Source organism: Pseudomonas sp. CM25 (assembly GCF_013179705.1).
Classification (GTDB): Bacteria; Pseudomonadota; Gammaproteobacteria; order Pseudomonadales; family Pseudomonadaceae; genus Aquipseudomonas.
Genome location: NZ_JABMCW010000005.1, coordinates 15,611 through 36,129, shown reverse-complemented (window position 1 = coordinate 36,129; position 20,519 = coordinate 15,611). Strand labels below are relative to the sequence as shown.

Genomic DNA, 20,519 nt, shown 5'->3' with positions numbered 1-20,519 from the left:
TGAACTGTTGAGGCCCTTTGCCGATGAAGCGTAATGCGTGGCTGGTGCTGTGCGGGTTGTTGTGCGGCTGTGATCAGCCCGCACCGCAGAGCTATGCCGGGCTTGGGCAGCAGGCGGGGGCGTTCAGCCAGGTGACGCGCGGCCGTACGCTGCAATTTCCACACGACCATGGCCCCCACGATGGCTATCGCATCGAATGGTGGTATGTCACCAGCAATCTCAAGGACGCCCAGGGGCGTGACTGGGGCGCGCAGTGGACTTTATTCCGTTCGGCCCTGCGGCCTGGCCCGGAGACCAGCGGCTGGGATAGCCCGAACCTGTGGATGGGGCACGCGGCGCTGACCGGCCCGGGTGGTCACCAGTTTGCTGAAACGCTGGCGCGGGGCGGGATTGGCCAGGCCGGCGTGCAGGCGCAACCGGTTCGGGCGTGGATCAACGATTGGTCGCTGCAGGGCACGGGGATCGAGCACCTGCAGATGGTCGCGGGTGGCACCGGTTTTCGCTATCGCTTGCAACTGCACAGCGATCTTGCGCTGGTGTTGCATGGTGACAAGGGCTATAGCGAGAAGTCCGGCAAGGGGCAGGCTTCGTACTATTACAGTCAGCCCTTTTACCGTGTGCACGGGGAGGTGGAGCGTGGTGGTCAGTGCATAGCCGTCACCGGTCAGGCGTGGCTGGACCGGGAATGGAGCAGCCAGCCGCTGGCTGCTGGGCAAACCGGCTGGGACTGGTTTTCGTTGCACCTGGACAGTGGGGCGAAGCTGATGCTGTTTCAGGTACGCGAGGCGCAGGGTGAAGCGTATCGGGCCGGGACCTGGGTTGGCCCGGACGGCGAGGTTGTGTCGCTGCAGGGGGCGCAGATACAGCTGCAGGCACTGGGTTGGGCGCGGCAGAAGAACGGCAAGAAGGTGCCGACGCAATGGCGGGTGCGGGTGCCGGGGCATGGCGTGGATATGAAGGTTGATGCAGTGGAGCCACAGGCCTGGATGGAGACACGGTTTCCGTATTGGGAGGGGCCGGTGCGTTTGAGCGGGAGTGGGGGTGGGCGGGGGTATTTGGAGATGACCGGGTATTAGGGGGGGATTCGGCGATTTTGCGGTTCGTTGTCGGTAAGGCCATAGGGATCGCATCAGGGCTGACAGGTGCACGCCACAACAACCCCATCAAGGCTGACAGGTGCTTGCCGCAAGATATGCAGCGCCCGTGAGATCGAGCGCCGCCCGCGCGGCGCTTCGCGGGTAAACCCGCTCCCACATTTGTTGCAACGTGGCCATGCCTGTGGAAGAGGGGTTGCCTGTCTTGGTGCATGGCTTGAGCCTGGTGAGGCTGCAGTGCGGCCAACCGAGAAATCCAGTCAAGCCGACAAGGCTGGCAACCATGGCCTGACAGGTTTGGTACGTTGCAACAAATGTGGGAGCGGGTTTACCCGCGAAGCGCCGCGCGGGCGGCGCTCGATCTCACGGGCGCTGCATATCTTGCGGCAAGTACCTGTCAGCCTTGATGGGGTTGTGACAAGCACCTATCAGTCCCTGACGCGCTCCCTGCGGGCTTGCCGGCGACAAACCAAAAATCAGCCCGAGTTTCTTCAATCCTTGATCAACCCCCTCAAAACCGCCCGCGCTTCTTCCGTCCGCAGGCACTCGATAAACAACTGGCTTTCCCGCGCCACCGTCGCCTCCAGCTCGGCCCGCTGGCTGTCCTTCAACAACCGCTTGCTGATCCGCAGCGCAGCTTGCGGGTAACGCTGCAGCTGCCGCGCCAGCTTGCGCGCCGCAGCCAGGCACTGTTCACCGTCCTCGTGCAGTTCATTGGCCAGCCCCCAGGCGACCGCCTGCTCGCCGTCGAGCAACTCGTTAGCCAGCAGCAGCCGCGCCGCGCGTGCCTGGCCGAGCAAGCGCGGCAGCAACAGACTGGAACCAAACTCCGGGCACACACCCAACGGCGCGAACGGCATGCGCACTTTGGCCGACCGGCTCACCAACACCTGGTCGCAATGCAGCAGCAAGGTCGCACCAATGCCGATCGCCGCGCCACTGACCGCGGCGATCAGCGGCTTGTCCACGCCCATGACCACCCGCATCAGGCGGAACACCGGGCTGTCCAGGTCGCTGGGCGGGTTGTCGAGGAAGTCGCGCAGGTCGTTGCCGGCGGTAAAGCACTGCGGGTTGCCGGTAATCAGGACGACCTCCACCTGCGGGTCTTCGCTGGCCGCCAGCAACAGGTCACCCAGTTGCTGGTACATGGTGGTGTTCAAGGCGTTGAGCTTGTCGGGGCGGTTGAAGGCCAGGGTCAGCAGGCCCTGGTCGAGGTCGCGTGTGATCAGGTCGTTCATGGCAGCCGCTTTTGTTGTTGTGGTCGGGCCCATGGGGGCAGGTGACAAGGGTTTATCATGCCGTCCGGCTTGTTGTACAGTCGTTCAGTCCCGCCTTGGGCCCCACCCCCCGACCAGAGAGCCGCCGATGAACCAGGAAGCCCGCTACCACCGCATGCTGCCGGAATTGCGCAAAGCCAACCTGGTCGAAGCGACCCTGGTGTGCCTCAAGCGCCATGGCTTCCAGGGCGCGTCGATTCGCAAGATCTCCGCCGAAGCCGGGGTATCGGTAGGGCTGATCAGCCATCACTATGCGGGCAAGGACGAGCTGGTAGCCGACGCTTACCTGGCGGTCACCGGCCGGGTGATGGGCCTGCTGCGCGAGGCCATGGCCCAGGCTGCACCCAATGCCCGCGAGCGGCTGTCGGCGTTCTTTCGCGCGTCGTTCTGCGCCGAGCTGCTTGACCCGCAATTGCTCGATGCGTGGCTGGCGTTCTGGGGCGCGGTGAAGACCGCCGATGCGATCAACCAGGTGCACGACCATTCCTACGGCGAGTACCGCAACGAACTCAGCCGGTTGCTGGCCACGCTGGCCGAGGAGGAGGGCTGGCAAGGCTTCGATGCCGACCTTGCGGCCATCAGCCTGAGTGCCTTGCTCGATGGCCTGTGGCTGGAGTCGGGGCTCAACCCCGGCACCTTCACCCCCGATCAGGGCGTGATCATCTGCGAGGCCTGGGTCGATGGCCTGCAGGCCGGTGGCCGGTTGCGCTTCAGCCTGCCCAAGGGCTGTTGATCACCCGTTCAGTAGCGAGTACGCTGCTGTCGCGAGTGTGTAGCACAACACCAATAAAAAAGAGAAACACGCAATGACGCCTCGAGTATTGATCGTCGACGACGATCCGCTTGTTCGTGACTTGCTGCAGGCCTACCTGTCCCAGGAAGGCTATGACGTGCACTGCGCCGACACGGCGGAAAAGGCCGAAGCCCTGCTTGGCAGCCAGGATGTCGACCTGGTGCTGCTGGACATCCGCCTGCCCGGCAAGGACGGCCTTACCCTGACCCGCGAGCTGCGCGTGCGCTCGGAGGTCGGCATCATCCTCATCACCGGGCGCAACGACGACATCGACCGCATCGTCGGTCTGGAATGCGGCGCCGACGACTACGTGATCAAGCCGCTCAACCCGCGTGAGCTGGTATCGCGGGCGAAAAACCTGATCCGCCGCGTGCGCCATGCCCGCGAAGTGCTGCCGACGCCGGCCTGCGCGCAGTCGCTGAAGCAGTTCGCCGACTGGGCGCTGGACACCGACCGTCGGCGCCTTATCGACGCCCGTGGCAGCCAGACCCTGCTGACCCACGGCGAGTTCCAGTTGCTCAGCGTGTTCCTGCGTAACAGTGGTCACACCCTCAGCCGTGACCAGCTGATGGACCAGATCCGCAACCGCGAATGGGTGCCCAACGACCGCTCCATCGACGTACTGGTCGGCCGCCTGCGGCGCAAGCTGCACGACGACCCGGCCGAGCCGCAGCTGATCATTACCATCCACGGCACCGGCTACCTGTTCACCGCCAGCGTGGCGGCATGAACCATCGTGCCTGGGCCCTGGCCTTGGCCATGGCGCTGCTCGCCGCGCCCGCTGGGGCCGCAGAGCCGGTGCGCTATTGCGACTACCCGGTGTACCCGCCAATTTCCTGGAGCGACGGCCACCAGGTACGTGGCCTGGCGCCGACGGTGGTGCGCGAGCTGTTCGCACGCATGGGCTACCCGGTGCAGACCGTGGTGCTGGGCAACTGGAAGCGCTGCCTGATGGACGCCGCCGCCGGGCGGGTGGACGTGGTGCTGGCCTACAACAGCGACCAGCGTGACCAGCGCATGCGTTTTTCCACAGTGCCGGTGCTGCGCGAGGAAGTGGCCGTGTTCTACAACCGCCTGCGGCCCGTGCAGTTCCGGCAACTGGAAGACCTGGCCGGCTACCGCGGTGGTTTGCTGTACGGCGAGAGCTATGGCGCCGAGTTCGACCGCTTCGTCGCCCGCCACCAGAACATCGAACGGGTGTCGTCCAGCCAGCAGAACTTCGGCAAGCTGATCCGCGGGCGCATCGACTACGTGATCCAGGAGCGGCGCACCGGCCAGCTGTTCATCGAGCACCTGCCCGGCGCGCAGGACATCCGGGTCTTGCCCACGGCCCTGAGCGTGGACTACCTGCGCGTGGCGGTCTCGCGGCAATCACCGTTGAGCCGGCACATGGATGAAATCGACATGCAACTGCGGCGCATGACCCAGGCTGGCGAGATCGAGCGTTGGCTGGAGCAGAGCGAAGTCACCTACCGCGACATGATCAAGCTGCCGGTGGATGCGCGATGATCCGCCTGCGAACCGATGGCCTGCTGCGCCGCCTGCTGCTGTTCATCCTGCTGTTCAGCTTGTGCTTCACCGTGCTGGCCAGCTCGGTGCAGCTGTACTTCGAGTACCGTCGCGAGATGCGCGACATCGAGGCGCGCATGGCGTTGATCCGCGCCGGCTACCTGGCCAGCCTGGAGCGCAGCCTGTGGGACCTGGACGAGGCGCAGCTGGATGTGCAATTGCGCGGCCTGGTGGACTTTTCCGATGTGGCGCGGGTACGCCTGGTCAGTGACGATTTCCAGCTGTTGCGCGGTGAGGCCGAGCCCAAAGGCCCGCTGCGCATCGAACGCTTTCCGCTCGACTACCAGCTGCCTTCCGGGCCGGCCAGGCACCTGGGTGAGCTGGAAGTCAGCATCGACCTCGGTGCAGTGCATCGTCGGCTGTACGCCACCGGCCTGGCCAGCCTGCTATGGATGGGGGTGTTCCTCTGTGGTCTGGCGGTGGCGCTGTCCGGGCTCTTCTACCGCTTGGTCACCCGCCATCTGCAGGTGATGGCCGAGTTCGCCCGGCGTATCGGCGCCGGCCAGTGGCAGGAGCCGCTGCGCCTGGCCCGCAGGCGCTCGGCGCGCGTCGATGAAATCGACACGGTGGCGCACGCCCTGGACGACATGCGCCGCGCTATCCTCAGCGACATCGAACGCCGCGAGCGCGATCGCCTGGTGCTGCAGGACAAACGCGACGAGCTGCAGGCCATGGTCGAACGGCGCACGGCCAGCCTGGCCCGGGCCAAGGATGAGGCCGAGGCTGCCAACCTGGCCAAGTCGCGCTTCCTGGCGACCATGAGCCATGAGTTGCGCACACCGCTGAACGGCATCCTCGGCATGGCCGAGCTGCTGCGCGGCGGCCGGCTGGAAGCCGCCGACCGCCAGCGCGTCGAGGCCCTGTACAAGGCCGGTGAGGGGCTGTTGGCGATTCTCAACGAAGTGCTGTATTTCGCCCGGCTGGAGGAGGGCGAGAGCCGCGCCGAGCTGGTCGGTTTTTCCTTGCGCCAGCTGTGCCAGGAAGTGCTGGCGCTGCTCGAACCCATGGCCATGGAAAACGCTGACACGCTGCTATTGGAAATCGATGAGCAACTGGCCGGATACCAGCACGGCGCCGAACAATACCTGCGCCAGGTGCTGAGCAACCTGCTGGCCAATGCCATCAAGTTCACCGAGCGTGGTCAGGTGCGGCTCACGCTGCAGGTGCTCGCCAGCAGCGAAACCTCCCAGCGCTTGCGCATCGCGGTCATCGACGATGGCATCGGCATCGAGCCGGCCGTGCAGGCCAGGATCTTCGACCGCTTCGTCCAGGCCAGCGAGGCGGTGACCCGGCGCTACGGCGGCACCGGCCTGGGCCTGGCAGTGTGCAAGCACCTGGTGGAAAAGCTGGGCGGCAGCATTGGCCTGGACAGCGTGCAAGGGCAGGGCAGCCGCTTCTGGTTCGAGCTCGACATGGCCCGCGGGCAGCACCTGCCGGTCAGTCCAGGCGCACCGTCGCCGCTGGCAAGCCTGGAGATCCTGGTGGTCGAGGACGTGGCGCTGAACCGCGATGTGGCTGGCGGGTTGCTGCAGCGTGACGGCCACCGGGTCAGTTTTGCCGAAGACGCCGCGCAGGCGCTGCAAAGCTGCGCGCAGCGGCGCTTCGACCTGATCCTGCTGGACGTGCACCTGCCCGGCATGAGCGGCGTGGAGCTGTGCCGGCAGATTCGCGCCAGGCCTGGCCCTAATCGCCACAGTCGCATCCTGGCGCTGACGGCCGGCGTGCAACCAGGGCAAGTGCCGGAGTACCTGGACGCTGGCATGCAGGGGGTGCTGGCGAAACCGCTGCGGCTGGAGAACCTGCGCAAGGCACTGGCCCAAGCGTCGCCTGCTGAAGTGGCCGGCGCTGATGCAAACATGGACTGGGCACTGCTGGGCACCCACCGTTCACTGTTGGGCGAACAGAAGCTGCAAGGCCTGCTGAAAGTGCTGCGCCAGTCGCTGGAGCAGCATGCCGTGGCGCTGGCCGAGGCGCTGCCGGCCCAGGACTTTACCGAAGTGCTGCACCTGGCTCATCGCCTGGCGGGCAGCTGCGATTCGCTGGGCTTTTCCGGGTTGGCGCAATTGCTGCGAGGGCTGGAAGACGCCGCCCGCCAGCATGATGCACAGGCGCTGCAAGCGCTTGGCGAGCCGCTGGCCACCCGGCTTGACCAGGCCCGCATCACCCTGGAACAGTTGATCCAGCGCTGACGTACAAAAAACTTACGACTTTTTACATCTTCGATCCGTTCGTACAACGGCACCTTACATCCGTTTTCAATAATCCATGGCAACCGTGTTGCACGCGGTCCATGAGGCTTATTGGAGACAAGAATAATGACATGCCGTAGCGCTCAGCCCCTCCTCGATACCACCCCACGCGGCACCCCCGCGTGGCGTTGCACCGGCCGCGATGGCGAGGTGCGCCATGACTGACTCCAGCGAAAAGATCCAGCTCACCCGGGCCCTGAAAAGCCGGCATATCTTCATGCTGTCGCTGGGCGGGGTGATCGGCACCGGGCTGTTCATGGGCTCGGGCGTGACCATCAACCAGGGCGGCCCGGTGGGCGCGATCCTGGCCTACCTGGTGGCGGGCCTGCTGATGTACCTGGTGATGGTGTGCCTGGGCGAGCTGTCGGTGCAGATGCCGGTGTCCGGCTCGTTCCAGGCCCACGCCACCAGGTTCATCGGCCCGGCCACGGGGTTCATGATCGGCTGGGTGTACTGGATGAGCTGGGCTACCACCGTGGGCCTGGAATTCACCGCCGCCGGCATGCTGATGACGCGCTGGTTTCCGGAGGTGCCGATCTGGTACTGGTCGGCATTGTTCGTGGTCGTGCTGTTCGGCCTCAACGCCCTGGCCACCCGCGCCTTTGGTGAGGCCGAGTACTGGTTCTCGGGCATCAAGGTGGCGACCATTCTCGGTTTCATTGTCATTGGCGTGCTGGTGATCTTCGGCGCCATCCCGCTGAATAGCGGGGCGCCGGCACCGATGCTGAACAACCTGATGGGCGAATCGCTGTTCCCCCACGGCCTGTCCGCGGTGTTCGCGGTGATGATGACCGTGGTGTACGCCTTTCAGGGCTGCGAAATCATGGGTGTGGCTGCGGGTGAGACCGAGCACCCGGAAAAGAGCATCCCGCGTGCGGTGCGCAACGTGGTGTTCCGGGTGCTGATCTTCTATGTGCTGGCGATTGCCGTGCTGTCGGCCATCGTGCCTTACGAGCAGGCCGGGTTGATGGAAAGCCCGTTCGTGCAGGTGTTCGATCTGGTCGGCATACCTTACGCCGCCGACCTGATGAACTTCGTCATTCTCACTGCCATCCTTTCGGTGGGTAACTCTGGGCTGTATGCCTCGACCCGCATCCTCTGGGCCATGTCCAAGACCGGCATGGCGCCCAAGAGTCTGGCGCCGCTGAGCAAGCGTGGCGTGCCGCTGCGGGCGTTGAGCATCACCCTGTGCTTCGCATTGATCTCGCTGATGACCAGTTTCGTGGCGGCGGACACGCTGTTCATGGTGCTCATGGCGGTTAGCGGCATGTCCGGTACCGTGACGTGGATCGTTATTGCCCTGGCGCAGTATCGCTTCCGCAAGGCTTATCTGCGTGAGGGTGGGCAATTGCACGACCTGAAATACCGGGCGCCGCTGTATCCACTGGTGCCGCTGTTGTGCATCACCCTGTGCAGCTCGCTGTTCGTGTTCCTGGCGTTGGATGAAACCCAGCGGCCTTCGTTGTATTGGGGCTTCGGATTTATTGCCTTGTGCTATGCGGCGTATTACGTCGTCAACCGGCGTCGGCAGGGGGCTTTTGCACCGAGTGCGCCGGGGGTTTGAGGTTGCGGGGTGTGGGCGGAAGTGTCCGTCGCTGGATATTTATCGCCTCTGAGATCGAGCGCCGCCCGCGCGGCGCTTGGTCTCTCTCAGGCGCTGCACTGCTGCGGCGAACACCCCCTGAACCCACCTCCCACCCCAACCCTGTAACGCCAACCCGACTTGTACGAAGTTGTAACACCCCATCCCAGCTTGTTGAACACTCGTTTAGTATCTCCCTTGCCAGCTCTCCCAAAACCATCACAACACCACCGAGGCCCCCATGACCACCCCGTCGCCCTCACTGTTGAGCAAGGTCGAAGCCGGCGTTGCCTGGATCACCCTCAACCGCCCCGAGCAGCGCAATGCGCTGGACATTCCCACCCTCAAGCAGCTGCACGCCTTGCTCGACACCTGCAACACCGACCCGGCCGTGCGGGTGGTGGTGCTGACCGGCAGCGGCCGCAGCTTCTGCGCTGGCGCCGACCTCGCCGAATGGGCGGCAGCCGAAGCCCAGGGCACCCTGGAAACCTACGGCTGGACCGAAACCGCGCACGCCGTGATGTTGCGCCTGCACAGCCTCGACAAACCCACCCTCGCCGCCATCAACGGCACCGCCGTGGGCGGGGGCATGGACCTCAGCCTGTGCTGCGACCTGCGCATAGCCGCCGCCTCGGCGCGGTTCAAGGCCGGCTACACCAGCATGGGCTACAGCCCCGACGCCGGGGCCAGCTGGCACCTGCCGCGGCTGATCGGCAGCGAGCAGGCCAAGCGCCTGCTGTTCCTCGATGAACTGTGGGGCGCTGAACGGGCCCTGGCCGCCGGGCTGGTGAGCGAAGTGTGTGCCGATGAGCAACTGCCCGCAGTGGCCGCCGAACTGGCCGGGCGCCTGGCCAACGGCCCGACCTTCGCCTTCGCCCAGACCAAACGGCTGATCCGCGACGGCGCCCGCCGCACCCTGGCCGAACAGCTGGAAGCCGAGCGCCACGCCGGCCTGCTGTGCGGCCGCAGCCAGGACGGCGCCGAGGCGCTGCAGGCTTCGGTGGAACGCCGCGCACCACGTTTCACTGGCCAGTAACCCGATACCCGACCCTATCAGGACCTTCGCAGATGAATTTCCAACTGACCCAAGAACAAGAAATGTTGGTGGAAGCGGTACGCAGTTTTGTTGCCAAAGAGCTGCTGCCCCATGAGGAAGCGGTGGACCGCGCCGATGCCGTGTCGCCCGAGCTTGCCGCGCACATCCGCGGCAAGGCCATCGCCGCCGGGTTCTATGCCTTCAACATGCCCGAGGAAGTCGGCGGTGGCGGCCTGGATTACCTGTCGCAGGCGCTGATCGAGCGCGAGCTGTCCAAGGTGTCCTGGGCTTTGCACGTGTTCGTCGCGCGGCCTTCGAAAATTCTCATGGCCTGCAAGGACGAGCAGATCAACGACTACCTGCTGCCGTGCGTGCAGGGAGAGAAAACCGACTGCTTCGCCCTCACCGAACCGGGTGCCGGCTCCGACGCCAATGCCATCAAGACCCGCGCCGTGCGCCAGGGCGATGATTTTGTCATCAATGGCAGCAAGCACTTCATCAGCCATGCCGGCCACGCCGATTTCGCCATCGTCTTCGCGGTCACCGACACCTACGAGCACAACGGCCGCAAGCGCAATGCCGTGACGGCGTTGCTGGTCGACCGCGGCACCCCGGGCATGACCATCCGCCGCGGGCCCAAGTGCGTAAGCAACCGTGGCTACCACACCTACGAGCTGTTCTTCGACGACTGCCGGGTACCGGCCAGCAAAGTGCTGGGCGAGGTCGGCAAGGGCTGGGAAGTGGCCAATGCCTGGCTCACCGCTGGCCGGGTGATGGTGGCTGCCAACTGCGTAGGGCAGGCGCAGCGTGCCCTGGACCTTTCGCTGCAATGGGCAGCCGACCGCAAGCAGTTTGGCCAACCGATCGGCAGCTACCAGGGCGTATCGTTCAAGCTCGCCGACATGGCCACGCAGATCCGCGCCGCAGAAATGCTTACCCTGCACACTGCCTGGAAGATGGACCAGGGCAGCATGACCGATGGCGAGGCCGGCATGGCCAAGCTGTTTGCCAGTGAAGTGCTGGGCAAGGTGGCCGATGAAGCCGTGCAGATATTCGGCGGCATGGGCCTGATGGATGAAGGGCCCGTGGAGCGCATCTGGCGCAATGCGCGCATCGAGCGGATCTGGGAGGGCACATCGGAAATCCAGCGGCACATCATCGCCCGCGAACTGCTGCGCCCGCTGCTGCGTTGATCGCCCTGGAGAACCCTTATGTCGCAATCGATTCGTGACAACCTCAAGCGCTTGCTGGCGCCCCGGCACCTGGCGTTCGTTGGCGGGCGCAGCATGGCGCGGGCGCTCAAGCGCTGCGCCGAAGGCGGCTTTGGCGGCGAGCTGTGGCTGGTCAACCCGCAGCATGACAGCCTGGAAGGCATCCCCTGCGTGGCGCGGGTGGCCGACTTGCCCTGCGCCCCGGACGCGGTGTTCATCGCCACCAACCGTGAGCTGACCCTGCAGTGCGTTGCCGAGCTGGCCGCACGCGGGGCCGGTGGCGCCATCTGCTATGCCTCGGGCTTTGCCGAAAGCGGTGAAGAAGGCCGCCAGCTGCAGCAGCGCCTGCTCGATGCCGCTGGCAGCATGGCCTTGCTCGGTCCCAACTGCTACGGCCTGCTTGACTACCTGCACGGCGCCGCCCTGTGGCCGGTGGCCCATGGCGGCAAGCAGGTGGAGAAGGGCGTGGCGATCCTTACCCAGAGCGGCAACTTCGCCTACAACCTGTCCATGAGCGACCGCTCGCTGCCGGTCGCCTACATGGCCTCGGTCGGCAACCAGGCGCAGCTGGGCGTGGCCGAGCTGATGGACGTGCTGCTCGATGACCCCCGTGTGACCGCCATCGGCCTGCACCTGGAAGGCCTGAAGAACGTGCCGGGTTTCGCCCGCGCCGCCCACAAGGCGTTGCTGCAGGGCACGCCGATCATCGCCCTGAAGACCGGGGTGTCGCAGATCGGCGCCGAACTGGCGCTCAGCCATACCAGCTCGCTGTCCGGCTCCGATGCCCTGTACGACAGCCTGTTCCAGCGCCTGGGGGTGATCCGCGTGAGCGGCCCGGTGAGTTTTGTCGAGACCCTCAAGGCTGCCGCCTGCGGGCGTTTGCCTGCCGACGGCGAGCTGATCGCGCTGGCCTGTTCGGGTGGTGATGCCGGCCTGATCGCCGACTATGCCGAGCGCAACCAGCTGAGCCTGCCCAAGCTGGAGCACGCCCAGGTCAGCGCACTGGCCGAGGTGCTGCCGGCCTACGCCAACCTGGTCAACCCGCTGGACTTCACCACTGCCATCTGGGGCGATGCAGCGGCCCTGCAACGCATGCTCGACAGCACCCTCAGCGGGGCGGCCGACGCGGCCATGCTGGTGCTGGACTACCCGGCGGCGTTTACCGGCGAACGCAAGGAATGCGACCTGCTGCTGGCGCTGTACTGCGATGCGCTGGGACGCCACGGCAAGGTCGGTTTCGTCACCTCGGCGTTCCCCGAGCTGTTGCCCGCCTGCGCCCGCGAGCGCCTGCATGCACGGGGTATCGCCGCATTGCAGGGTGTCGAGGATGGCTTGGCGGCCTGGGGCCGCATTGTCGCCTACCAGCGCAACCGCCAGCGCTTGCTGGAGCAGGGCGAGGCCGTACGGCTGCCGCTGTGCCCGCAAGCGCTTGCGGGCGAAAGTCAGCTGCTGGATGAATGGCAATCCAAGCAAGCCTTGCGCGCGTTCGGCCTGCCGGTACCAGCCGGGGTGCTGAGCACCCCCGAGCGCGCTGTGGCAGACGCGGCTCGCGTGGGTTACCCGCTGGTACTGAAGGCAGTCAGCGCCCAGTTGCCGCACAAGACCGAAGCCGGTGCCGTGGCCCTGAACCTGCGCGATGCCGCCGCCCTCGACGCCGCGCTGGTGCAAATGCGCCAGCGTATCGCCGCCTACGCCCCGCAGGTGGCGTTCGACCGGGTATTACTGGAACCCATGGCCGCACCGCCGCTGGCCGAGTTGATCGTCGGCATCAAGCGCGAGCCGGACTTTGCCCTGGCCCTGGTGATCGGTGCCGGCGGCGTGCTGGTGGAACTGCTCAAGGACAGTGTCAACCTGTTGCTGCCCACCACCGACAGCGCCATTCGTGCGGCGCTGCTGAGCCTGCGCAGCGCCAGCCTGCTGCAAGGCTTTCGGGGCCGCCCGGCCGCCGACCTCGATGGGCTGGTGGCGGCCATCCGTGCGGTGGCCGACTACGCCTGCGAAAACGCCGGGCAGCTGCTGGAACTGGATGTGAACCCATTGATGGTGGGTGCCCACGGCACCACCGCGGTCGATGCGCTGATCCGCCTCGGCCAGGCGCAAGGAGAACGACATGAGTGACAACAACCTCACCGCCGGCCAGGCGCTGGTGCGCCTGTTGGCCAACTACGGCGTCGAAACGGTGTTCGGCATCCCCGGGGTGCACACCCTGGAGCTGTACCGCGGCCTGCCCGGCAGTGGCATCCGCCATGTACTGACCCGCCACGAGCAGGGTGCCGGTTTCATGGCCGACGGTTATGCCCGCGTCAGTGGCAAGCCGGGGGTGTGTTTTGTCATCACCGGCCCTGGCGTGACCAACGCCGCCACCGCTATCGGCCAGGCTTATGCCGACTCGATCCCGATGCTGGTGGTTTCCAGCGTCAACCACACCGCCAGCCTGGGCAAGGGCTGGGGCTGCCTGCACGAAACCCAGGACCAGCGCGCCATGACTGCGCCGATCACGGCGTTTTCTGCCGTGGCGCTGCGCGGCGACGACCTGCCCGAGCTGATCGCCCGTGCCTGGGCGGTTTTCGACAGCGAGCGGCCACGCCCGGTGCATATTTCGGTGCCGCTGGACGTGCTGGCGGCGCCGGTCAGCCGCGACTGGAGCGCCGAGGTCGTGCGCCGCCCTGGGCGGGGTCAGCCATGCCGCGAGCTGCTTGACCAGGCCGCGCGCAAGCTGGCAGCCGCCAAGCGGCCGATGATCATCGCCGGCGGTGGTGCATTGCAAGCCGCCGAGCAGTTGCAGCAACTCAGTACCCGGCTGGCGGCGCCGCTGTTCACCAGCGTCGCCGGCAAGGGCCTGCTGCCAGTGGATGCGCCGCTGAATGCCGGGTCGAGCCTGTGCGTGGAGCCCGGTTGGCAGCTGATCAGCCAGGCCGACGTGGTGCTGGCCGTGGGCACCGAAATGGCCGACACCGACTTCTGGCGCGAACGCCTGCCGCTCACTGGCGAACTGCTGCGCGTGGATATCGACCCGCGCAAGTTCAACGACTTCTACCCCTGTGCCATGGCCCTGCACGGCGATGCCCGGCAAACCCTGGCCGGCTTGCTCGAGCAGCTGCCAGACCTCGACCGTGACCCGGCCCAGGCCAGCGCAGCAGTGGCCAACTTGCGCCAGGCCATCCGCAATGGGCATGCGCCGTTGCAGGCCACGCACCAGGCGATTCTCGACCGCATTGCTGCCGTGCTACCCGACAACGCGTTCATCAGCAGCGACATGACGCAGCTGGCCTACACCGGCAACTATGCCTTCGCCAGCCGGGCGCCGCGCAGTTGGCTGCACCCCACCGGCTACGGCACCCTCGGCTACGGCTTGCCGGCCGGCATTGGTGGCATGTTCGCCACAGATCACCGCCCAGGCCTGGTGCTGGTGGGCGACGGTGGTTTCCTCTACACCGCTCAGGAACTCGCTACTGCCGTGGAAGAGCTGGATCGCCCGCTGGTCGTGCTGCTGTGGAACAACGACGCCCTCGGCCAGATCCGCGACGACATGCTCGGCCTGGACATCGAGCCGGTCGGCGTGCTGCCGCGCAACCCGGACTTCATCGGCCTGGCCCGCGCCTTCGGCTGTGCGGTGCGCCAGCCACGCGACCTGGATGCCCTGCAGGCTGACCTCGCCAGTGGCTTTGCCACCCCCGGGGTGACCTTTATCGAACTCAAACATACCTGCGTCTGCTAAGCCGCACACAACGACAATAACAAGAGAACACACCATGCCATTTCGCCGTACCCTTCTGGCCGCCTCCCTGGCCCTGCTGATCACTGGTCAGGCGCCGCTGTACGCTGCACCGCCGCTATCAATGGACAATGGCACCAGCGCCATGACCGTGCAGAACAGCAACGCCTGGGTCGAAGTCAGTGCCAGCGCCTTGCAACACAACATCCGCACCCTGCAGGCCGAGCTGGGCGGCAAGTCCAGATTATGTGCCGTGCTCAAGGCCGATGCTTATGGCCACGGTATCGGCCTGGTGATGCCGTCGATCATCGCCCAGGGAGTACCTTGCGTGGCCGTGGCCAGCAACGAGGAGGCCCGCGTGGTCCGCGCCAGCGGCTTCACCGGGCAACTGGTGCGGGTGCGCCTGGCCAGCCTCGGCGAGCTGGAAGAAGCCTTGCAGTACGACATGGAAGAGCTGGTCGGCAGTGCCGAGTTCGCCCGCCAGGCCGATGCGATCGCCGCGCGGCATGGCAAGATCCTGCGTATCCACATGGCGCTCAACTCCAGCGGCATGAGCCGCAACGGGGTAGAGATGGCGACCTGGTCCGGGCGTGGCGAGGCGCTGCAGATCACCGACCAGAAGCACCTCAAACTGGTCGCGCTGATGACCCACTTTGCCGTCGAAGACAAGGAAGATGTGCGCAAGGGCCTGGCGGCGTTCAACCAACAGACCGACTGGCTGATCAAGCATGCCAGGCTCGACCGCAGCCAGCTGACCCTGCACGCGGCCAACTCGTTCGCTACCCTGGAGGTGCCGCAAGCACGCCTGGACATGGTCCGCACCGGCGGTGCCCTGTTCGGCGATACCGTGCCGGCGCATACCGAGTACAAGCGCGCGATGCAGTTCAAATCGCACGTGGCCGCCGTGCACAGCTATCCGGCCGGCAACACCGTCGGCTACGACCGCACCCTGACCCTGGCGCGCGATTCGCGCCTGGCCAACATTACCGTCGGCTACTCGGATGGCTACCGCCGTTCATTCACCAACAAAGGCCATGTGCTGATCAACGGCCACCGGGTGCCGGTGGTGGGCAAGGTGTCGATGAACACGTTGATGGTCGATGTCACCGACTTCCCCGACGTTAAAGATGGCAACGAAGCCGTGCTGTTCGGCAAGCAGGCCGGGGGTGAAATTACCCAGGCCGAGATGGAAGAAATCAACGGCGCACTGCTGGCCGACCTGTACACCGTATGGGGCAGTTCCAACCCGAAGATCCTCGTCGACTGAAACCGCCATTTAAGGGAGATTGCCATGCACTACGCCAAGCTTACCCAACGCATTGCCGGCGACGGGGCTGCCGCCTGGGACATCCACTACCGCGCCCTGGCCATGCAGGCCGAGGGCAAGGACATCTTGCTGCTGTCGGTGGGGGACCCGGACTTCGACACCCCGGCGCCGATCGTCGAGGCGGCCGTCGACAGCCTGCGCGCGGGCCATACCCACTACGCCGATGTACGCGGCAAGCTGGCGCTGCGCCAGGCCATCGCCAACCGCCACCGGCAGCGCAGCGGCCAGGCCGTCGATGCCGACCAGGTGACGGTGCTGGCGGGGGCGCAGTGCGCGTTGTACTGCGTGGCCCAATGTGTGCTGGAAGCCGGCGACGAAGTGATCGTCGCCGAACCGATGTACGTGACCTACGAGGCGGTGTTCGGCGCTTGCGGCGCCACGGTGGTGCCGGTGCCGGTCAAGCCGGAGAACGGCTTTCGTGTGTGCCCGCGCGATGTGGCCGAGCGCATTACCCCGCGTACCCGCGCCCTGGCCCTGAACAGCCCGCACAACCCCTCAGGCGCGAGCCTGCCCCGGGCGACCTGGGAGGCTTTGGCCGAATTGTGTATTGCCCATGACCTGTGGTTGATTTCCGACGAGGTCTACAGCGAGCTGCTGTATCAAGGCGAGCACATCAGCCCCGGCAGCTTGCCAGGCATGGCCGAGCGTACCGCCACGCTCAACAGCTTGTCGAAGTCGCATGCCATGACCGGCTGGCGGGTGGGCTGGGTGGTGGGTTCTGCCGAACTGGCCACGCACCTGGAAAACCTCGCCCTGTGCATGCTGTACGGCTCGCCGGACTTTATCCAGGACGCCGCCGTGGTGGCGCTGGAACAGCAACTGCCTGAGCTGGACGCCATGCGCGAGGCCTATCGGCAGCGCCGTGATCTGGTCTGCGAGCAGTTGGCTGGCTGCCCGGGAATCAAAGCCCTGAAACCCGATGGCGGCATGTTCGTGATGGTCGATATCCGCGAAACCGGGCTCAGCGCGCAGGCCTTCGCCGACCGCCTGCTGGGCAGCCAGGGGGTGTCGGTACTCGCTGGCGAGGCCTTCGGCCCGAGCGCCGCCGGGCATATACGCCTGGGCCTGGTACTGGGCACCGAGGCCCTGACCGACGCCTGCCAGCGCATCGCCCGCTGTGCCCGCGAACTGATGCAGGAGCAGGCCCATGCGTGACTACGCGCGGCTGTACATCGATGGCGCCTGGCAAATACCGGCCGGGCAGGGCATGGCCGAGGTGATCGACCCGGCCACTGAACAAGCCATCGGCCGGGTACCGTTGGGCACCGAGGCGGATGTCGAGCGGGCAGTGGCGGCAGCGCGGCGGGCTTTTGATGGCTGGTCGCGCACGCCTTCCGGTGTGCGTGCCGGTTACATCCGAGCGCTGGTCGCGCAGCTGAAAAGCCGCGCGGCGGAAATGGCTGCGGTCATCACCGACGAACTGGGCATGCCGGTGCAGTGGTGCCAGGCGGTGCAGGTGGAGGGGCCGATCGCCGGCCTGGAACAATACGCCGAGCTGGCCGGGCTGATGGATGAAGTGCGCGAAGTCGGCAACTCGCTGGTGTACCGCGAGGCGGTTGGCGTGTGCGCGTTCATCAACCCGTGGAACTACCCGCTGCACCAGCTGATCGGCAAGCTGGCGCCGGCCTTGGCTGCCGGTTGCACGGTGGTGGTCAAGCCCAGCCAGGAGACACCGCTGCATGCGTTTGTGCTGGCCGAGATGGTCGAGGCCATCGGCCTGCCGGCCGGGGTGTTCAACCTGGTCAGCGGCCCGGGGGCCAAGGTCGGCGAGGCGCTGGCCCGGCACCCGCAGGTGGACATGGTGTCGTTCACCGGGTCCACCGGCGCCGGGGTGCGGGTGGCCCAGGCGGCCGCGCCGTCGGTTAAACGGGTGTGCCTGGAGCTGGGCGGCAAGTCGCCGTTTCTGATTACCGCCGATGCGGACCTGCACGCTGCGGTGCGCCATGGGGTGCAGGACGTGATGATCAACTCGGGGCAGACCTGCACCGCCCTGACGCGCATGCTGCTGCCGGTCAGCCGCTATGCAGAAGCGCTGGAAATCGCCGAGGCCGAGACTCGCGCGCTGCTGATGGGCGACCCGCGTGACCCGGCCAGCTTCCTCGGGCCGATGTGCTCCGCCGGCCAGCGGCGCACGGTGCTCGACTATATCCGCCTGGGCCAGGAGGAGGGCGCACGCTTGCTGTGCGGTGGTGCCAGCGCCGGGTTCGAGCGCGGGTTCTACGTGGCACCGACGTTGTTCGCCGATGTCGACAACCGTATGCGCATCGCCCAGGAGGAAATCTTCGGCCCGGTGCTGTGCCTCATTCCCTATGCCGACGAGCGCCAGGCGCTGGCCTTGGCCAATGACTCGCCGTTCGGCTTGTCCAGCGCCGTGTGGGCCGGCAGCCGCGAGCACGGCCTGGCTCTGGCCCGGCAGATCCGGGCCGGGCAGTGCTTCATCAACGGTGGCGGGTTCAACTACCAGGCGCCGTTCGGTGGCTACAAGCAATCGGGCAACGGCCGTGAGTGGGGCGAGGAAGGCCTGGCGGAGTTTGTCGAGGTCAAGGCGGTGCAGTGCTGAACCGCAGCTGCAAGACACCCTGTTTCGTGTAAGGAGAATATTTGTGAATGTACTGATCGTCCACGCTCACCCTGAGCCGCAATCGTTCACCGCTGCCCTGCGTGACCAGGCCGTGGATACCTTCCGCGCCCAGGGCCATCAGGTGCAGGTCAGCGACCTGTACGCCATGGGCTGGAACCCGGTGGCCAGCGCTGATGACTTTACCCAGCGCGAGAACCCCGAATACCTGGTGTATGCGCTGGAGCAGCGCCAGGGCGTGAAGCGCGGCGCCATTGCCGCGGATATCCAGCAGGAGCTGGACAAGCTGTTGTGGGCGGATCTGCTGGTGCTGAATTTCCCGATTTTCTGGTTCTCGGCACCGGCCATGCTCAAGGGCTGGATCGACCGGGTGCTGGTGTCGGGGGTGTGTTACGGCGGCAAGCGCTTCTACGACCAGGGCGGCCTGGCGGGCAAGAAGGCGCTGGTGAGCGTGACCCTGGGCGGCCGTGAGCACATGTTTGGCGAAGGGGCGATCCACGGGCCGTTGGAAGACATGCTGCGGCCGATATTGCGCGGCACGCTGGCCTATGTCGGCTTCGATGTGCTGCCGCCGTTCGTGGCCTGGCATGTGCCGTACATCAGCGAGCAAGCGCGGCAGGGCTTTTTGCAGCAGTACCGGCAGCGTCTGGAGCAGCTGTCGGACGACCAGCCGCTGGTGTTTCCGCGGCTGGCGCAGTTCGACGAGGCGCTTTACCCACTGGGGTGATTTCCTGCACTGGCCCTATCGCCGGCAAGCCAGCTCCCACAGGGACTGCATAGACCTCAAGCCTCTATGCAGTCCTGTGGGAGCTGGCTTGCCGGCGATAGGGCCAGTGGCCTTGACCCAAAATTCACCTGCCAGAAAAACGACCACCCACACATTCGGGGTATGTCCCGCTGGGGCAAATCCCTCGATAGTGCATCCATCGGCTCGATCCGGAGCACTCACACGATGGAGTTGCCATGCGCAAGGTACTGAAGGTGATTGGCGGTCTGCTGCTGGTGTCTGGCGCCAGCCTGGCCCAGGCGGCAGAGGTGGACAACGGTAATACGCTGCGGCTGTACAACTGGACCGACTACATCGGCGAAACCACCCTGGCCGACTTCGAGAAGGCCACCGGCATCAAGGTTATCTACGACACCTTCGACGGCTACGAAACGGTGCAGACCAAACTGCTTACCGGCCGCTCCGGCTATGATCTGGTCATGCTCAACGCCTCGCTGGTGCCACCGCTGATCAGCGCTGGCGTATTCCAGGCACTGGACAAGCAGCAACTGCCCAGCTGGCACAACCTGGATGAGCAGGTGATAAGCAACCTGCAAGGCTACGACCCTGGCCTGAAATACTCGGCGCCCTACACCTGGGGCAGTTCGGGGGTGACCTACAACGTCGACAAGATCACCGCACGCATGCCCGATGCCCCCATCGGCTCGCTGGCCATGCTGTTCGATCCCAAGATCGTTTCACGCTTTGCCGACTGCGGCGTCACCTTGATGGATGCGCCCACCGAAGTCATCCCGCTGGCCCTGCAATACCTCGGCAAGGATCCGCGCAGCGCCTCGCCGGCAGACCTCAAGGCAGCCGAAAAGCTGCTGCTGGGCATCCGCCCATACATTCGCAAGTTCGACTCGGTCAACTACCTCACCAGCCTGCCCAATGGCGACGTCTGCCTGGCGCTGACCTGGTCCGGCGACTATGCCACCGCCCAGGCCCGCGCCGTGGAAGCGAAGAAGGATATCAAGCTGTCGTTCTTCATCCCCCAGGAAGGCTCGCTGATCTGGTTCGACAACCTGTACATCCCCAAGGATGCACCCCACGCGGCCAACGCCCACCGTTTCATCGAATTCCTGCTGCAACCGCAGACCATGGCCAAGGTCACCGACTACATCCACTACGCCAACAGCAACGCCGCCGCCACCGCGCTGGTGCGTGACGAGATCCGCCAGGACCCGGCCATCTACCCCGACGCACCCACTCGCGAGCGGCTGTTCACACAGAAAACCCAGAGCCCCAAGGACATGCGTGCCATCACCCGGGTCTGGAGCACGGTCAAGACCGGTTTCTGAACACTGCCCAACGATTCCCGC

Annotated in this window: 16 protein-coding genes; 15 read left to right on the top strand and 1 reads right to left on the bottom strand. The window is 65.8% G+C overall.

Annotation, left to right across the window (positions count from 1 at the left end; genetic code table 11):
• Window positions 1-23 precede the first annotated feature (23 nt).
• A complete protein-coding gene (locus tag HP546_RS01200; RefSeq protein ID WP_172218860.1) occupies window positions 24-1,076 on the top strand; it encodes a lipocalin-like domain-containing protein in 1,053 nt (350 codons plus the stop codon).
• A 509-nt stretch (window positions 1,077-1,585) separates the two neighbouring features.
• Here the strand turns inward: HP546_RS01200 and HP546_RS01195 are convergent.
• Window positions 1,586-2,332 carry an enoyl-CoA hydratase gene (locus HP546_RS01195; protein WP_172218858.1) on the bottom strand — a complete coding sequence of 249 codons (747 nt, stop codon included), beginning with the start codon at window positions 2,330-2,332 and terminating at the stop codon, window positions 1,586-1,588.
• A 127-nt stretch (window positions 2,333-2,459) separates the two neighbouring features.
• Here HP546_RS01195 and HP546_RS01190 point away from each other — a divergent pair, with 127 nt between their 5' ends.
• The 14 genes from HP546_RS01190 (at window position 2,460) to HP546_RS01125 (ending at window position 20,498) form a co-directional block, all read left to right on the top strand.
• A complete protein-coding gene (locus HP546_RS01190; RefSeq protein WP_172218856.1) occupies window positions 2,460-3,104 on the top strand; it encodes a TetR family transcriptional regulator C-terminal domain-containing protein in 645 nt (214 codons plus the stop codon).
• 73 nt (window positions 3,105-3,177) lie between these two features.
• On the top strand, window positions 3,178-3,894 hold the full coding sequence (locus HP546_RS01185; protein WP_172218854.1) for a response regulator: 717 nt from the start codon (window positions 3,178-3,180) through the stop codon (window positions 3,892-3,894).
• The gene (locus HP546_RS01180) at window positions 3,891-4,673 is read left to right on the top strand and encodes an ABC transporter substrate-binding protein (RefSeq protein WP_172218852.1); all 783 of its coding nucleotides are present in this window, start codon (window positions 3,891-3,893) and stop codon (window positions 4,671-4,673) included. Before HP546_RS01185 ends, HP546_RS01180 begins: the two co-directional genes overlap by 4 nt.
• Complete coding sequence (locus HP546_RS01175; protein WP_172218850.1) at window positions 4,670-6,922, top strand: ATP-binding protein; 2,253 nt, start codon at window positions 4,670-4,672, stop codon at window positions 6,920-6,922. Before HP546_RS01180 ends, HP546_RS01175 begins: the two co-directional genes overlap by 4 nt.
• A 217-nt stretch (window positions 6,923-7,139) precedes the next feature.
• Window positions 7,140-8,546, top strand: coding sequence for an amino acid permease (locus HP546_RS01170; protein WP_172218848.1), 1,407 nt, complete (start codon window positions 7,140-7,142; stop codon window positions 8,544-8,546).
• 259 nt (window positions 8,547-8,805) lie between these two features.
• Window positions 8,806-9,600: an enoyl-CoA hydratase/isomerase family protein gene (locus HP546_RS01165; RefSeq protein WP_172218838.1), complete on the top strand. Its 795-nt coding sequence runs from the start codon at window positions 8,806-8,808 to the stop codon at window positions 9,598-9,600.
• A 32-nt stretch (window positions 9,601-9,632) separates the two neighbouring features.
• On the top strand, window positions 9,633-10,793 hold the full coding sequence (locus tag HP546_RS01160) for an acyl-CoA dehydrogenase family protein (RefSeq protein WP_172218836.1): 1,161 nt from the start codon (window positions 9,633-9,635) through the stop codon (window positions 10,791-10,793).
• A gap of 18 nt (window positions 10,794-10,811) precedes the next feature.
• Window positions 10,812-12,929: an acetate--CoA ligase family protein gene (locus HP546_RS01155; protein ID WP_172218834.1), complete on the top strand. Its 2,118-nt coding sequence runs from the start codon at window positions 10,812-10,814 to the stop codon at window positions 12,927-12,929.
• The gene (locus HP546_RS01150; protein ID WP_172218832.1) at window positions 12,922-14,529 is read left to right on the top strand and encodes a 5-guanidino-2-oxopentanoate decarboxylase; all 1,608 of its coding nucleotides are present in this window, start codon (window positions 12,922-12,924) and stop codon (window positions 14,527-14,529) included. The genes HP546_RS01155 and HP546_RS01150 overlap by 8 nt, the downstream gene beginning before the upstream one ends.
• Before the next feature lie 34 nt (window positions 14,530-14,563).
• Window positions 14,564-15,793: an alanine racemase gene (gene alr / locus HP546_RS01145; RefSeq protein WP_172218830.1), complete on the top strand. Its 1,230-nt coding sequence runs from the start codon at window positions 14,564-14,566 to the stop codon at window positions 15,791-15,793.
• Between the two features lie 24 nt (window positions 15,794-15,817).
• Entirely contained in the window at window positions 15,818-17,008 is a 1,191-nt protein-coding gene (locus HP546_RS01140) for a pyridoxal phosphate-dependent aminotransferase (RefSeq protein WP_172218828.1), read from the top strand.
• Window positions 17,001-18,413 carry an aldehyde dehydrogenase family protein gene (locus tag HP546_RS01135; protein WP_172218826.1) on the top strand — a complete coding sequence of 471 codons (1,413 nt, stop codon included), beginning with the start codon at window positions 17,001-17,003 and terminating at the stop codon, window positions 18,411-18,413. Before HP546_RS01140 ends, HP546_RS01135 begins: the two co-directional genes overlap by 8 nt.
• A 43-nt stretch (window positions 18,414-18,456) precedes the next feature.
• Entirely contained in the window at window positions 18,457-19,158 is a 702-nt protein-coding gene (locus HP546_RS01130; RefSeq protein ID WP_172218824.1) for an NAD(P)H-dependent oxidoreductase, read from the top strand.
• A 236-nt stretch (window positions 19,159-19,394) separates the two neighbouring features.
• Window positions 19,395-20,498, top strand: a complete 1,104-nt coding sequence (locus HP546_RS01125; protein ID WP_172218822.1) for a polyamine ABC transporter substrate-binding protein — start codon at window positions 19,395-19,397, stop codon at window positions 20,496-20,498.
• Window positions 20,499-20,519: the final 21 nt, after the last annotated feature.

What these genes read in the sequence shown, in the direction of transcription:
- HP546_RS01200 (WP_172218860.1), top strand. Translation starts at nt 24, where the DNA reads ATGAAGCGTAATGCGTGGCTGGTGCTGTGCGGGTTGTTGTGCGGCTGT.
- HP546_RS01195 (WP_172218858.1), bottom strand. Translation starts at nt 2,332, where the DNA reads ATGAACGACCTGATCACACGCGACCTCGACCAGGGCCTGCTGACCCTG.
- HP546_RS01190 (WP_172218856.1), top strand. Translation starts at nt 2,460, where the DNA reads ATGAACCAGGAAGCCCGCTACCACCGCATGCTGCCGGAATTGCGCAAA.
- HP546_RS01185 (WP_172218854.1), top strand. Translation starts at nt 3,178, where the DNA reads ATGACGCCTCGAGTATTGATCGTCGACGACGATCCGCTTGTTCGTGAC.
- HP546_RS01180 (WP_172218852.1), top strand. Translation starts at nt 3,891, where the DNA reads ATGAACCATCGTGCCTGGGCCCTGGCCTTGGCCATGGCGCTGCTCGCC.
- HP546_RS01175 (WP_172218850.1), top strand. Translation starts at nt 4,670, where the DNA reads ATGATCCGCCTGCGAACCGATGGCCTGCTGCGCCGCCTGCTGCTGTTC.
- HP546_RS01170 (WP_172218848.1), top strand. Translation starts at nt 7,140, where the DNA reads ATGACTGACTCCAGCGAAAAGATCCAGCTCACCCGGGCCCTGAAAAGC.
- HP546_RS01165 (WP_172218838.1), top strand. Translation starts at nt 8,806, where the DNA reads ATGACCACCCCGTCGCCCTCACTGTTGAGCAAGGTCGAAGCCGGCGTT.
- HP546_RS01160 (WP_172218836.1), top strand. Translation starts at nt 9,633, where the DNA reads ATGAATTTCCAACTGACCCAAGAACAAGAAATGTTGGTGGAAGCGGTA.
- HP546_RS01155 (WP_172218834.1), top strand. Translation starts at nt 10,812, where the DNA reads ATGTCGCAATCGATTCGTGACAACCTCAAGCGCTTGCTGGCGCCCCGG.
- HP546_RS01150 (WP_172218832.1), top strand. Translation starts at nt 12,922, where the DNA reads ATGAGTGACAACAACCTCACCGCCGGCCAGGCGCTGGTGCGCCTGTTG.
- alr (WP_172218830.1), top strand. Translation starts at nt 14,564, where the DNA reads ATGCCATTTCGCCGTACCCTTCTGGCCGCCTCCCTGGCCCTGCTGATC.
- HP546_RS01140 (WP_172218828.1), top strand. Translation starts at nt 15,818, where the DNA reads ATGCACTACGCCAAGCTTACCCAACGCATTGCCGGCGACGGGGCTGCC.
- HP546_RS01135 (WP_172218826.1), top strand. Translation starts at nt 17,001, where the DNA reads ATGCGTGACTACGCGCGGCTGTACATCGATGGCGCCTGGCAAATACCG.
- HP546_RS01125 (WP_172218822.1), top strand. Translation starts at nt 19,395, where the DNA reads ATGCGCAAGGTACTGAAGGTGATTGGCGGTCTGCTGCTGGTGTCTGGC.